11 protein-coding genes are annotated in these 13,484 nt (G+C 57.9%); 6 read left to right on the forward strand and 5 right to left on the reverse strand.

The window, feature by feature from the left end:
* Nucleotides 1-305: 305 nt before the first annotated feature.
* The gene (locus tag AB5Y97_RS05400) at nt 306-710 is read right to left on the reverse strand and encodes a DUF6404 family protein (RefSeq protein ID WP_368157329.1); all 405 of its coding nucleotides are present in this window, start codon (nt 708-710) and stop codon (nt 306-308) included.
* Nucleotides 711-901: 191 nt separating this feature from the next.
* Here AB5Y97_RS05400 and AB5Y97_RS05405 point away from each other — a divergent pair, with 191 nt between their 5' ends.
* Nucleotides 902-1,804, forward strand: coding sequence for a LysR substrate-binding domain-containing protein (locus AB5Y97_RS05405; RefSeq protein ID WP_274160254.1), 903 nt, complete (start codon nt 902-904; stop codon nt 1,802-1,804).
* A 171-nt stretch (nt 1,805-1,975) separates the two neighbouring features.
* Here AB5Y97_RS05405 and AB5Y97_RS05410 read toward each other — a convergent pair whose 3' ends face one another.
* From AB5Y97_RS05410 to AB5Y97_RS05425, 4 genes are all read right to left on the reverse strand, one after another.
* Nucleotides 1,976-2,209 (reverse strand): hypothetical protein, encoded by a 234-nt coding sequence (locus tag AB5Y97_RS05410; protein ID WP_019446771.1) that lies wholly within the window; start codon nt 2,207-2,209, stop codon nt 1,976-1,978.
* 193 nt (nt 2,210-2,402) lie between these two features.
* Entirely contained in the window at nt 2,403-4,379 is a 1,977-nt protein-coding gene (locus AB5Y97_RS05415; protein WP_274160253.1) for a methyl-accepting chemotaxis protein, read from the reverse strand.
* A 227-nt stretch (nt 4,380-4,606) separates the two neighbouring features.
* Nucleotides 4,607-6,109 (reverse strand): glycerol kinase GlpK, encoded by a 1,503-nt coding sequence (glpK, locus tag AB5Y97_RS05420; RefSeq protein ID WP_005337546.1) that lies wholly within the window; start codon nt 6,107-6,109, stop codon nt 4,607-4,609.
* A gap of 54 nt (nt 6,110-6,163) precedes the next feature.
* On the reverse strand, nt 6,164-7,012 hold the full coding sequence (locus tag AB5Y97_RS05425; protein ID WP_005350866.1) for an MIP/aquaporin family protein: 849 nt from the start codon (nt 7,010-7,012) through the stop codon (nt 6,164-6,166).
* 489 nt (nt 7,013-7,501) lie between these two features.
* On the opposite strand from AB5Y97_RS05425, the gene glpT reads away from it, so the two are divergent.
* The 5 genes from glpT (at nt 7,502) to eco (ending at nt 13,422) form a co-directional block, all read left to right on the forward strand.
* Nucleotides 7,502-8,860 carry a glycerol-3-phosphate transporter gene (glpT, locus tag AB5Y97_RS05430; RefSeq protein WP_005337540.1) on the forward strand — a complete coding sequence of 453 codons (1,359 nt, stop codon included), beginning with the start codon at nt 7,502-7,504 and terminating at the stop codon, nt 8,858-8,860.
* Between the two features lie 102 nt (nt 8,861-8,962).
* Entirely contained in the window at nt 8,963-9,721 is a 759-nt protein-coding gene (locus tag AB5Y97_RS05435) for a DeoR/GlpR family transcriptional regulator (RefSeq protein ID WP_005337538.1), read from the forward strand.
* Nucleotides 9,722-10,038: 317 nt separating this feature from the next.
* Nucleotides 10,039-11,526, forward strand: a complete 1,488-nt coding sequence (gene glpD, locus AB5Y97_RS05440; RefSeq protein ID WP_368157330.1) for a glycerol-3-phosphate dehydrogenase — start codon at nt 10,039-10,041, stop codon at nt 11,524-11,526.
* Between the two features lie 106 nt (nt 11,527-11,632).
* A complete protein-coding gene (gene glpQ, locus AB5Y97_RS05445) occupies nt 11,633-12,721 on the forward strand; it encodes a glycerophosphodiester phosphodiesterase (protein ID WP_368157331.1) in 1,089 nt (362 codons plus the stop codon).
* Between the two features lie 218 nt (nt 12,722-12,939).
* Complete coding sequence (eco, locus tag AB5Y97_RS05450) at nt 12,940-13,422, forward strand: serine protease inhibitor ecotin (protein ID WP_005337529.1); 483 nt, start codon at nt 12,940-12,942, stop codon at nt 13,420-13,422.
* Nucleotides 13,423-13,484: the final 62 nt, after the last annotated feature.

The following is a 13,484-nucleotide window of genomic DNA, read 5'->3' on the forward strand; positions in this document are numbered from 1 at the left end:
TTGATTGAACGTCCAAGCTATGGCCAATCACTACAAGGCTGCCATGATGGCCGGATGAAGCTTTTTTGCGATCACCATGCCAAGGAAAATGGAGGCAAATAGAGGGAGAGGATCCCAGCTTCGTCGATAGCTGCGCCAGTTGCCATTGTGGTGGCGGAAAAGCCTGTAGGCGAGAACCAAGAGGCCAATGGCGGTTTGGATGAGGCAGTTAATTGAAAAGCTGATAAAAAATTTAACGAAATCTGGCAAGGTGAGAGTCCGAGTCTGTGAAAGTGTGCTCTTCAGAGCCTGTATTGCACCCAGTTTCAATCGGCAGCAGGAGCTTTAACCTTCTTCTCTGTGCCTTCACTGATGTGCTGGTGCTTCAACTGCTCCCATGGGGTCAATCCAAGCTGCCGGCGCTTGAGCCAGAGTCCAATTAAGGTGAAAAGACCAAATACGCCAGCGAACATGGCTGTGTTGAACAGGGCTGATAAAAGATCCCTTCCCTCTGGATGCCAGACGAATGTCCACATAATCAGACCCCATAACGGCGCAATAGAGAGGCCGGAACAGAGGAAATTGGTAAGCCAGCCCGCGTAATAAGGCGGCTTGACGGGGACGCCGAGTTTACGCAGCAATTTGAACAGCCACGGATTGTAGTGAAATTCCTTGAGGCCACTGTCAGCCAGTAGTTGATGGGCAATAGCCAGCCGTTCTTCAAACTCCATTAATGTATCTCCTTGATAACATGGCTTCATACGATTCCTTTTGATTGCATTCTACTGATTAAACAGGATGAGAGATAGTGATTCTCTCTGGTTATTTCTCTTCGAAAAACAAGATCGTCTCTCTGAGCACGCTTGCCAATCCACAGCGGCTGCGCCTATAAAGACCCATTACTCTTGTCCGGATAACAGCAATGAAGACCCATTCTGATGAGCTGACCCTGTTTGTGGCGGTGGTGGAGGCGGGCAGTTTTCGCCAGGCGGCGGAGAACCTCGGCATGGATAACTCTGTGGTGAGTCGCGGTATCAAGCGGCTGGAGGAGAAGCTCTCCACCGTGCTGCTCAATCGCACCACCCGCCGGGTCAGCCTGACCGAGGAGGGGAGCTGGTTCTATCAGCGGGCGGTGAAGATCCTGACCGAGATGAGCGAGGCGGAGGGGCATCTGCTGATGCGCCGGGAACAACCCGAAGGGGTGTTGAGAGTCGATGCGGCCACCCCCTTTATCCTGCACCGGCTGGTGCCGATCATCGGCGAGTTTCGCCGCCGCTACCCTGCCATCGAGTTGCAGCTGCACAGCTCGGAGGGCTTTATCAATCTGATGGAGCGGCGGGTGGACATGGCCATCCGCATCGGCGAGCTGACCGACTCCTCCCTGCGCGCGCTGCCCCTTGGCCGTTCGCGGCTGCGGCTGCTGGCCTCTCCCGGCTATTTGAGCGAGCGCGGCACCCCGCGCCAACCGGCGGATCTGCTGAGCGGTCACGAGCTGCTCGGCTTTTTGCATCCCGATCACCTCAACCACTGGCCGCTGCTCAGTGCCGAGCAGGGGGATCGCTTTGCCATTACCCCCAGCCTGCGAGCCAGCAGCGGCGAAACCTTGCGTCAGCTGGCGTTGGCGGGGCAGGGGATCGTCTGTCTGTCAGATTTCATGACCGGGCCGGATCGGGAGAGCGGCGCGCTGGTGGAGGTGCTGGCCCGCAGTAACAGCGGCGCCTCGCGCCCCATCAATGCAGTCTTCTACTCCGATGCCCAGCGGGATATCCGACTGCGGGTCTGGCTCGATTTTCTCAAAGAGCAGTTGGGCAGCTATACCCTGTAGTTCAGGTTGGTTTGTGCGGTTTGTTTGAACGGTTCGTCGCTGCGGTTTGCTTGGCGAAGAACAAGCCGAGCCTTCGTTGCGGCCAATCAGCATTAGCTAGGTGGCAGATAAACAGACGGCCGACTTGAGGGTCGGCCGCCGGTTCGGGAAGGTGTGTGAGCTGAAGCGCAGTTAGCGGGGCAGTTTGCCCCATACCCGGCTGAGCAGGGCGCCGCCGATCACCGGTGGAATGGCCAGCAGCAGGGTCCACTGCCAGGAGAGGCCGCCGACGGTGGCGGCCAGTACGATGCAGGTGAGCACCACCAGTTGGGCCACCATCATCAGGAAGGTGCCTTCGCGGGGGGTCAGTGTCTCTTTTTGAGTGGCGACGTGGGCTACGGGCGCTTGATTGGTGGTCGGTTTCATGGCGATATCCCTCTGTTGAGTCTGATATCACTAAGCAATGGCCATTCCACATTTTTTCATGTTAATTATCAATGCCTTGCGATTTTTGTCGTCATTCCCGTTTCGAGAGCGCAGGCAAAATGATTTGCAAAATGAAAACGCCACCCTGTGGTGGCGTCTTGGTTATTGAGAGGGAGAGAGGGAAGCGCCGGGCCTAGCCAATCCGGTATTGGCGGATCTGCTCGTCGATGGCTTTGGCCAGTTCGAACAGTTCGCGGCTGGCGGCATTGCTCTCCTGCGCGTGTTCCCGCTGGTGTTCGGCCACCATGGCCAGCTCGTCAAGCGCAGTTCTGGCTTGCCCCATCTGTTGATTCTGCGCCTGCGCCAGTAAGCTGATCTCGTTGATCTCGAGGGCGGTCTGGTTGATTTGGCTGGTGGCATCCACCAGCACCTCTCTGGCCTGATGCATCCGGTTGTATCCCTCTTCGCTCAGGTTGCGGGAGTCTGCCATCGAGCTGCTGGCCTGCCGGGTTCCCTCCTGCAGGCGCAAGATAAGATCCTGCACATCCTTGGTGGCGGTCTGGGTACGCACCGCCAGCTGGCGTACCTCGTCGGCCACCACCGCAAAGCCCCGTCCCATATCCCCCGCACGGGCCGCTTCGATGGCCGCATTGAGGGCCAGCAGGTTGGTCTGGTTCGAGACATCGCGGATGAGATTCATGATCTGGGTAATGTTGTTGCTGTCTTTCACCACCTCATCGAGCAGCGCCGAGGAGCTGCCGATGCTGCTGCGCAAGCTGTCGAGTTGCGCGGCGCTCTGGGTCACATCCTGCTCGATGCTGAGCATATGGTTGGCGATGCGTTGGGTTACGTCGTTGACCCCTTCAGAGCGGCTGGCGATCTGCTCGGCGTTGTCGCCGATGGTGGTGACCACAGTGGTCAGCTCCTGAATGCTCTGGGCCTGCTGGCATGCTTCTCCTGCCAGTGCCTGGGCCTGTTGCATGGATTGGGACGACTGCGCGGAGAGGGCGCTGCCTGACTGCTGGAAGCGGGAGAAGCTCTGGTTCAGGCTCAGGATCAGCTGATTGAAACTCTGGGCCATCATGCCCAGCTCCGACTCGTCAGAGAAGTCGAGGCGGGTCGCCAGATCCCGATCGGCGGTGATGTGATGCATGCCATCGGCTGCCTGACGAATCGGGCGACTGATGGAGTGAGCCAGCCAGGCGGAGGCCAGCATGGCGATCCCGCCGATGGCGAGCGATACCATGATGATGAGCTGGCGGGATTCCTGCAGGCCCTCTTCCAGCTCGGCGCTGTTGATCTCGCCAATCAGCAGCCGGTTAAGGGTGGGGATGTAACGTACCGCGATGAGGTAGGTTTGCCCCTCCAGTGTTAGCGCCTCTACGGCCACCTGTTCCCGGGCATTGGGAATAAGCCGTTTGACGGTATCGAGGAAGGATTGCTGGTGGTGGGCGGCCCCCTCCACCTCCTGCTCGGGGTGGATCTCGATATTGCCCTCCATGTCCGCCAGATAGACCTGACCGCTCTTGCCGATCCGGTAGCCGCTAATGAGCTTGCTCAGGGCACTCATGTCGATGGAGGTACCTGCCACCGCCAGGGTCTTGCCCTCGTGGGTGACGGCGGTGTTGATATAGAGGGAGGCGCGCTTGTCAAAATCCGAGATGTCGAGGTTCAGCTCATAGGGTTTGCTGCGTTTGAGAAAGCCGAAAAACCACCCATCTTTCGGGTCTGATTCGCTCAGCGATTTCTGGGCGATGGGGCCGCCGCTGAAGTTGATCAGGGTGTTGCTCTGGCGGGGGGCGATAAAGACGTTGCCGCCGATCCGCCGTTGCAGATCCTCAAAGTAGCGCTCCATGGCGGGCCACTCTTGTTCTGGCATGCCAGCGGTCAGCCAGTCGATGACAAAACGGTTGCTGGCCAGCGCCTGCGCCTCGGTCAGGTGCTGGATAAGCTGCGCTGTCAGCTGGTTGGCAATGCGATCCACACTGCTTGGCAGCTCGTAGCGTTCGACCCGCTGCTGGGCCTGACTGTGGGATATCTGCTCGAGGATCAAGGTGATGCAGCTGATGGCGATGGCCATCAGTATCGCTACGCCAGCGAGGATCCGGGTGCGGATCCCGAGCCCTGACCAGAGTGAGTGCAGTGTAAAACGGTGTATCGCCCTCTCCATATCGCTCTCCTCATAAATAAGGTCGCATATGCGACCCAGATGATGATTATAGATAGATAACTCAATTGCGTTGTGGTGGATGATGACAACAGAGGGCGGCAGAAAAACAGGAGGGAGCAATGAGCGGGGAAGGGGGGCAGAAAGCGGCAAGGGAAAGCATAAAAAGAGAGGCCGACATAGCGGTCGGCCTCTTGGGTGTTTATCTCAACGGAATGTCGGGTGCCCGATCAATCCTCTTCAGCCCAACGGCGTGAACGCTCAACCGCTTTTTGCCAGCCGCTGTAACGTTTGGCGCGATCGTCTCTGTCCATCTGCGGGATGAACTCGCGGTCCACGCTGAATTTGTCTTCCAGCTCGTCCGAGCTCTTCCAGAAGCCGACTGCCAGACCTGCCAGGAAGGCGGCGCCCATGGCGGTAGTCTCGATGCGGGTCGGACGTACCACCGGGGTGTGCATCATGTCAGCCTGGAACTGCATCAGGAAGTCGTTGGCTACGGCGCCGCCGTCTACTTTCAGCGCTGCCAGCTTGATGCCGGAGTCCTGCTGCATGGCATCCAGCACATCGCGGCTCTGATAGGCGATGGATTCCAGCGCTGCACGGATGATGTGGTTGCGGTTGGCGCCACGGGTCAGGCCGACCATGGTGCCGCGAGCATACGGATCCCAGTAGGGCGCACCCAGACCGACGAAGGCAGGCACCAGATAGACGCCGTTGGTGTCACCCACCTTGGAGGCGAAGTAGTCGGTATCGCGGGCATCGTGAATGATCTTCAGCTCGTCACGCAGCCACTGGATGGTGGCGCCGCCCATGAACACTGCACCTTCCAGCGCGTAGTTCACTTCCCCTTTCGGGCCGATGGCAACGGTAGTCAGCAGGCCGTTGCTGGAGCGAACCGGCTCGGTGCCGGTGTTCATCAGCATGAAGCAGCCGGTGCCGTAGGTGTTCTTGGCCATCCCTTTTTCAAAGCAGAGCTGGCCGAACAGGGCAGACTGCTGGTCACCGGCAATACCGGCGATGGGGATGCGGGAGCCGCCGCCACGGGTGGTGTAGCCATAGACCTCGGAAGATGGTTTCACTTCCGGCAGCATTGACATGGGGATGCCCAGCTCGTCCAGCATCTTCTCGTCCCACTTCAGCTCGCGGATGTTGTAGAGCATGGTACGGGAGGCGTTGGTCGGGTCGGTGACGTGCACTTCGCCATTGGTCATCTTCCAGACCAGCCAGGTATCGATGGTGCCGAACAGCAGCTCACCGTTCATCGCTTTCTCGCGGGCACCTTCCACATTGTCGAGGATCCACTTCACCTTGGTACCGGAGAAGTAGGCATCCAGCACCAGACCTGTGTTTTCGCGAACGTACTCTTCCAGACCGCGCGCTTTCAGCTCTTCGCAGATGGCGGCGGTGCGGCGGCACTGCCAGACGATGGCGTTGTAGATGGGCTTGCCGGTGGCCTTTTCCCATACCACTGTGGTTTCACGCTGGTTGGTGATACCGATGGCGGCGATCTCTTCGCTGCGCAGGCCGGTCTTGGCCAGCACTTCGGTAAAGACGGAGGATTGGGTCGCCCAGATCTCCATCGGGTCGTGCTCTACCCAGCCCGCTTTCGGGTAGTGCTGGGTGAATTCGCGCTGGGAGGTACCGACAATGTTGGCATCCTGATCAAACACGATGGCGCGGGAAGAGGTGGTTCCCTGGTCCAGAGCGACGACATATTTCTTTTCAGCAGACATGATGTTCTCCACGTTTCTATTTTCCACGTTTTTATACGTTGGAGGGGGCCGCTCTTATGCGGCAGCCTCTTCTTTGGCGGTTTGGGTCGCTTGCTCGGTGGTGACGACACGGTTGCCCGGGACGCAGGGAGCCAGCACTTTGACATACAGAGCGGTACCAATCTGGGCGCCAACGATGGGGCCAAGGATCGGAACCCAGAAGTAGGGGTTGTCACGACCACCGGTCAGGGCAACATCACCCCAGCCAGCAAAGAACGCGAACAGTTTCGGACCAAAGTCACGGGCCGGGTTCATGGCAAAACCGGTTAACGGGCCAAGGGAGGCGCCGATCACCGCGATCAGGATACCGATCAGCAGAGCGGCTGCGAAACCTTTGGGAGCGCCGTTGTTGTTGTCACCCAGCGCCATGATGCCCAGCATCAGGACGGCGGTGATCACCAACTCGACGGCAAAAGCTTGCATATTGGTCAGCAGGGCATTGGGGTAGGTGGAGAAGATCCCGGCGGTGCCGAGGCTCTCGACGCTGCCGCGCACCACGTTATGGGTCACTTCCCACTGGGTGAAAAGGTTACCATAAAGGAAATAGACAAGGGCGGCGAAGCAGAAGGCACCGGCCATCTGGGCGATGATGTAGGGTACCACTTTGCGCTTGTCGAACCCGCAGAAGGTCATCAGCGCCAGGGTTACAGCCGGGTTGAGGTGGGCACCTGAAATGCCGCCGGTCACATAGATGGCGATGGCCACACCCAGACCCCAGGTAATGGAGATTTCCCACTGCCCGAAGTTGGCGCCTGCCAGCACCAGTGCCGCCACACATCCGACGCCGAAAAATATCAGCAGGCCGGTTCCGATAAACTCGGCGATGCACTCGCCAAGCAGGGTATTGGGTCTTTGTATGCTCATACTTTTGTTCCTTATATCCACCCGTAGAGGTTTGATGTTCCGTTTTATCTTTTTGTGTCTATCCGTTGCTGCCGAAAACGTTTCCTTGTTGTTTTTGCGTCTTGCGCAAACGTTATGCTCGTTTGCGCTCGTTATCGGTCGTGACAGAAAATAACCCTTCCCAATAATTTCACCATCCCCCCTCCATAGGAAATGTGGACAAGATCCCACTCATTGCTAAGAAAATGTGACGTAAAGCATCTTGATTACCGCCAGTTACCACTTAGGGGGTAGCTCACAGCCCTTGCCACACAAGGGCTGGCGCTTGCTGAGTGATTTCTCATTTGGAGCTTTTATTTGTAATAAAACTGCAATATTTGAGCATGCATCACAGATTAAATGAGCGCATATGAGCACAATAGGCTCGCTTACGAATCAGCGGACTCACATGATTCGTCGGAATGGTCAGGGCATCCTCAACCGCCCATAACAACAATAAGGAAGCAGAACATGCTTAGTCTCTTCAGGCCTGCGGCGCACATCGACAGGCTCCCGGCTGACAAGGTCGACCCCTTCTACAAACGCATGCGTTGGCAGGTGTTTTTCGGGATCTTCTTCGGTTACGCCGGCTACTATCTGGTACGGAAAAACTTCAGTCTGGCGATGCCCTATCTGATCGAGCAGGGCTTCTCCCGTGGTGATCTCGGTTTCGCGCTCTCCGGGGTCTCCATCGCTTACGGTTTGTCCAAGTTCCTGATGGGGAACGTCTCCGACCGTTCCAACGCCCGTTACTTCCTCTCCGCCGGTCTGCTGCTCTCGGCTGCCATCATGTTCATGATGGGTACCATGCACTGGGCCACCTCCAGCATTGCCATCATGTTTGTGCTGTTGTTCCTGAACGGTTGGGCACAGGGCATGGGCTGGCCGCCCTGCGGTCGCACCATGGTGCACTGGTGGTCACAGAAAGAGCGCGGTGAAGTGGTTGCGGTCTGGAACGTGGCCCACAACGTGGGTGGCGGCATGATTGGCCCGCTGTTTATCCTCGGGATGGGCTGGTTCAACGACTGGCGCAGCGCTTTCTATGTGCCTGCGGCAGCGGCGGCCGCCATCGCGGTGATCGCCTTCTTCGTGATGCGTGATACCCCGCAATCGGTCGGTCTGCCTCCCATCGAGGAGTACAAGAACGACTATCCGAAGGATTACAACGAGAGCCACGAGCAGGAGTTTTCCGCCAAGGAGATCTTCGTCAAGTACGTGCTGCACAACAAACTGCTGTGGTACATCGCGATCGCCAACGCTTTCGTTTACCTCATTCGTTACGGTGTGCTGGACTGGGCGCCAACTTACCTGAAAGAGGCCAAGCACTTCACCGTCGACAACTCCTCCTGGGCTTACTTCCTCTACGAGTGGGCCGGTATTCCGGGCACCCTGCTGTGTGGCTGGATCTCTGACAAGATGTTCCAGGGCCGCCGTGCCCCGGCCGGTATCCTGTTCATGGTGCTGGTGACCCTGGCTGTGCTGGTTTACTGGTTCAACCCGGCCGGCAACCCGACCATCGACATGATGGCGCTGGTGGCTATCGGCTTCCTGATCTACGGCCCTGTCATGCTGATCGGCCTCTATGCTCTTGAGCTGGCACCGAAGAAAGCAGCCGGTACTGCGGCAGGTTTCACCGGTCTGTTCGGTTATCTGGGCGGCGCCGTGGCAGCCAACGCCATGCTGGGTTATACCGTTGACCACTTCGGTTGGGATGGCGGCTTCATGGTGCTGACCGTCTCCTGTGTGCTCTCCATCATCCTGCTGGCGATGACCCTCAAGCATGAGAACATTGCCGTTGCGGCCAAGAAAGCGGCTGCCCATAAGGCATAAAACGTGATCCTCAGCTTATTGATCCCAAAGGGGATCAGGTAAACTGCCAAAAGGCCCCGCATCTGCCGGGGCCTTTTTTTGTCTCATCATCGGAGTGCAAGCGTGAAGCAAACCCAACGACATCTGGAGATCCTGGACGTCCTGACGCGGCAGGGATTTGTCTCGACCGACGATCTGGTGACCCACTTTGACGTCAGCCCCCAGACCATTCGCCGGGATCTGAACGATCTCGCCGAACAGAACAAGATCCGGCGCCATCATGGCGGTGCCTCCCTGCATTCGAGTACCGTCAATACCGCCTATAGCGCCCGTAAAGTGATGCAACTCAAGGAGAAAGAGCGCATCGCCCGCGAGGTCGCGGCCAATATTCCCGACGGTTCATCGCTCTTTATCGACATAGGTACCACCACCGAAGCCATTGCCCGCGCCCTGCTCGATCACCGTGAGCTGCGCATCGTCACCAACAACCTCAACGTGGCCAGCATTCTGACGGCCAAGGATGACTTCACCGTCATCATTGCCGGCGGCGAGATCCGCAACCGCGATGGCGGTATCGTGGGGGAGGCGACCCGCGACTTTATCGGTCAGTTTCGCATGGACTATGGTGTCATCGGGATTTCGGGGATCGACAACGACGGCTCCCTGCTCGATTTCGACTATCACGAGGTGAAGATTGCCCAGGCCATCATCGCTCACTCCCGTCAGGTGTTCCTGGCCGCCGACCACACCAAGTTCGGTCGCAATGCCATGGTCAATCTGGGCAATCTCAGCCAGATCCACGCCCTCTTTACCGATCAGGAGCCACCGGAAAAGCTGGCGCGATTGATGGCGCAACACCAGATCGCCTGCCACATCTGCTGACGGCGAAACACGCCAAGGCTGTGCCGGTCGCCCGTCAGGGCGGCCTCCTTTCTCTTTCTCTCCCCCATCCCTGCACCCATATCACCCCTTTATAGGTATTGCAAAAACCACTATTCAATCTGGTGTTTTTGGCTATTAACCCGCCGATTTTGGCCCGACGCCATTTGCTCCGCTGACCTGTCCCCTTTGCCACCTCTGGCGGGCTGTGGCGATCACACTTTCATCATAAAATGTTCGTTTGTTGTATTTTCATGTTCTAAAATGAGCGAAATCAAACATTGCTGTTATAGCAATCATAAAAATGAAAGTAGGTGAACATGAGCGAACATTATGATCTGGTCGTCGTCGGTGGCGGCATCAACGGGGTCGGCATCGCAGCCGATGCGGCAGGACGGGGTCTGAAGGTTGCCCTGTTTGAGGCGCAAGATCTCGCCTCTGCCACCTCGTCCAACTCCAGCAAGCTGATCCACGGCGGTTTGCGCTATCTCGAACATTACGAATTCCGGCTGGTGAAAGAGGCGTTGGCGGAGCGTGAGGTGCTGCTCGGTATGGCGCCTCACATCGCCCGCCCCATGCGTTTTCGCCTGCCGCACCGCCCGCACCTGCGTCCGGCCTGGATGATCCGCGCCGGTCTGTTCCTCTATGACAATCTGGCCAAGCGCGACAAGCTCAAGGGGAGCTGTGGCGTGCGCTTCCTGCCGCAAGATGGCTTGAGCGCGGGGATCAACAAGGGGTTTGAATACTCGGATGCCTGGGTCGACGACGCCCGGCTGGTGGTACTCAACGCCATGATGGCCCGTGACAAGGGGGCCGACGTGCAGACCCGCACCCGCTGCATCAAGGCGGTGCGCGGTTCCAAACACTGGACGCTCACTTTGGAGCGGGAAGGGGGCGAGCAGTTCACCGTCACCTGCCGTGGTCTGGTCAATGCAGCGGGCCCCTGGGTCAAGACCTTCTATGACGAGAGCCTGCACGAGAAATCCCCCCGCGGCATTCGCCTTATTAAAGGCAGCCACATGATAGTGCCGCGCATCCATGAGCGCGAAGAGGCCTATATCCTGCAAAACGAAGACAACCGCATCGTCTTCGTCATCCCTTATCAGCAGGACTACTCACTCATCGGCACCACCGATGTGGAGCACCACGGCAGCCCGAGGGAAGCGAAGATCAGCGAGGCCGAAATTACCTACCTGTGCAAGGTGGTCAACGCCCACTTCACTCGCCAAATTGCGCCGCAAGATGTGATCTGGACCTATGCCGGGGTGCGCCCGCTCTGTGACGACGAGTCAGACTCGCCGCAGGCGGTGACCCGCGACTACACCCTCGAGCTCTCTGGCGAATCAGATGGTGCGCCGCTCTTGTCGGTGTTTGGCGGCAAGCTCACCACCTATCGCAAGCTGGCGCAGGCCGCCTGCAACAAGCTCAAGCCCTGGTTCAGCCAGATGGGGGATGACTGGACTGCGACCAGCCGTCTGCCCGGCGGCGAGTTTGACTGCTCGGTGCGCGAGCTGGCCCGTGCCTTTGCGCTGGAGTTTGACTGGCTCGATGATCGCAGTGCCCTTCGCATTGCCGAGGCCTATGGCGCCCATGCCCGTCTATGGCTGAAAGAGGATCGCGGCATTCACTTTGGTGGTGGCCTGTACGAGTCGGAAGTGCGTTATCTCATCGAGCGGGAGTGGGCCTGTTCACTGGAGGATATCCTCTGGCGCCGCAGCAAGCTGGGGCTGCGCCTGAACGACTCAGAGCAGCAGATGCTGCAGATCTGGCTCGACCAATACCATCAGGCTCTGCGCAAGGCGAGCTGATGAGTGACGGTGGGCAGTGCGCTGCTGCCCACCGCTTTCCACCGTAAATATGCAACAAACCTCTGATAGAACAATTACCTACACACAATAATAAAGAGCATCACATATGAAAAAACTCGCCGTTTCCCTCATCGCCTTGAGCCTTGGGGCATCCCTCTCATTACCCGCGTTGGCTGCCGATGAAGGCAAGGTGGTGATCGCCCACCGTGGCGCTTCCGGCTACCTGCCCGAGCATACCCTGGAGTCCAAGGCGCTGGCTTATGGCATGGGGGCAGACTATCTGGAGCAGGATCTGGTGATGACCAAGGATGATCAGCTGGTGGTGATGCACGATCACTTCCTCGATGGTATCACCGATGTGGCGGCGCGCTTCCCCGGCCGTGCCCGTCCGGACGGCCGTTATTATGTGGTGGATTTCACCCTGGATGAGGTGCGTTCCCTGCGTATGACCGAACCGTTCCAGCTGGTGGATGGCAAGCAGGTGCCGGTCTATCCGGCCCGCTTCCCGCTCTGGAAGTCAGACTTCAAGATCCACACCTTCCAGGAGGAGATCGAGATGATCCAGGGGCTCAACAAGAGCACCGGCAAGAACATCGGCATCTACCCGGAGATCAAGGCGCCCTGGCTGTTCCGTCACGAAGGCAAGGATATCTCCAAAGCAGTGCTGAAGGTGCTCAAGGAGTACGGCTACACCGGGAAGGATGACAAGGTCTATCTGCAGTGTTTCGATGCCGATGAGCTCAAGCGCATCAACAGCGAGCTGATGCCCGCCATGGGTATGGATCTGAAACTGGTGCAGCTGATGGCCGAGACCGACTGGAACGAGACCATGGTCTACGACGCCAAGGGCAAGGCGACCCCCTACAACTATGACTGGATGTTCAAGCCGGGGGCGATGAAAACCATCGCCAGCTATGCCGAAGGGATTGGCCCGTGGAAGCCGATGATCGTCACCGAGCCGGGTACTTTGGGCAAGCCGGTCTTCACCGGCATGGTAAAAGAAGCCCACGCGGTGGGCCTGAAAGTTCACCCCTATACCTTCCGTCAGGATGAGGGGCAGATCCCGGCCTATGCCAAGGACTTCACCGATCTCCTTAACATCTTCCTCTATCAGGCCGATGTGGATGGGGTGTTCAGCGACTTCCCCGACAAGGCGGTGGCCGTCATCAAGGCCCATCAAGAGGCGGCCAAATAGCACTCTGGCGCCATTTGAATGCAAAGCGAGGCCAATTGGCCTCGCTTTTTGTTTCAGGTTCCCGCAACGGGAGTGTGCGCCCTGTCAGAAAATAGCCAGATCACGTCATGGTGTGCCGGATCTGCATCATTTTACGCAGTTTTTACGTAGCAGATCGCTGGCATGAAATCGGCAGAGCGGTTAGTCTAGCGGCGTTGAACCAACCCCATGAGGTACAGATGAAAACCGTATTGCGTTTTAGCCTGCTGGGCGCCTTGTTGCTGGGTGGCCATGCCTTCGCCGCCGAGCCGAAAAAATTTGATATCAGCATGTTCCCAGCCGCTGACGTGAATCAGGAACGTGTGGTGATCCGCCTGCCTGAAGTCGAGAAAGAAGCCGACATGATGGTCGAGCTGCAGGTCGGCAAAAAGATGATGGTTGATTGCAACGTACCGCGTTTTGCAGGCAACCTGGAACAGCACAGCGTCAAAGGCTGGGGCTACAACTACCTGAAACTGGGCAAAGTCTCCGACCCCATCAGCACCCTGATGATGTGCCCGGATAACCAGCAGAAAGAGACCTTCGTCCAGATCTACGGTCAGGGCTTCTTCGTGAACTACAACTCAAAACTGCCGTTCGTGATCTACGTGCCGCAGGAGTATGAAGTGCGCTACCGTCTGTGGCGTGCCGACAACCTGGCCCAACCGGCCATGATTGAGTAAGCATGTTTGAACCAAAGGTTCAGCTGGTTCACCTGATGTGATAAATGAAGCGCCGTATGGCG

Source organism: Aeromonas sp. R10-2 (assembly GCF_040908445.1).
Taxonomy (GTDB): Bacteria; Pseudomonadota; Gammaproteobacteria; order Enterobacterales; family Aeromonadaceae; genus Aeromonas; species Aeromonas veronii.

Excerpts from the sequence above, each read along its gene's own strand:
- AB5Y97_RS05400 (WP_368157329.1), bottom strand. The coding sequence starts at position 710 with ATGGAGTTTGAAGAACGGCTGGCTATTGCCCATCAACTACTGGCTGAC.
- AB5Y97_RS05405 (WP_274160254.1), top strand. The coding sequence starts at position 902 with ATGAAGACCCATTCTGATGAGCTGACCCTGTTTGTGGCGGTGGTGGAG.
- AB5Y97_RS05410 (WP_019446771.1), bottom strand. The coding sequence starts at position 2,209 with ATGAAACCGACCACCAATCAAGCGCCCGTAGCCCACGTCGCCACTCAA.
- AB5Y97_RS05415 (WP_274160253.1), bottom strand. The coding sequence starts at position 4,379 with ATGGAGAGGGCGATACACCGTTTTACACTGCACTCACTCTGGTCAGGG.
- glpK (WP_005337546.1), bottom strand. The coding sequence starts at position 6,109 with ATGTCTGCTGAAAAGAAATATGTCGTCGCTCTGGACCAGGGAACCACC.
- AB5Y97_RS05425 (WP_005350866.1), bottom strand. The coding sequence starts at position 7,012 with ATGAGCATACAAAGACCCAATACCCTGCTTGGCGAGTGCATCGCCGAG.
- glpT (WP_005337540.1), top strand. The coding sequence starts at position 7,502 with ATGCTTAGTCTCTTCAGGCCTGCGGCGCACATCGACAGGCTCCCGGCT.
- glpD (WP_368157330.1), top strand. The coding sequence starts at position 10,039 with ATGAGCGAACATTATGATCTGGTCGTCGTCGGTGGCGGCATCAACGGG.
- glpQ (WP_368157331.1), top strand. The coding sequence starts at position 11,633 with ATGAAAAAACTCGCCGTTTCCCTCATCGCCTTGAGCCTTGGGGCATCC.
- eco (WP_005337529.1), top strand. The coding sequence starts at position 12,940 with ATGAAAACCGTATTGCGTTTTAGCCTGCTGGGCGCCTTGTTGCTGGGT.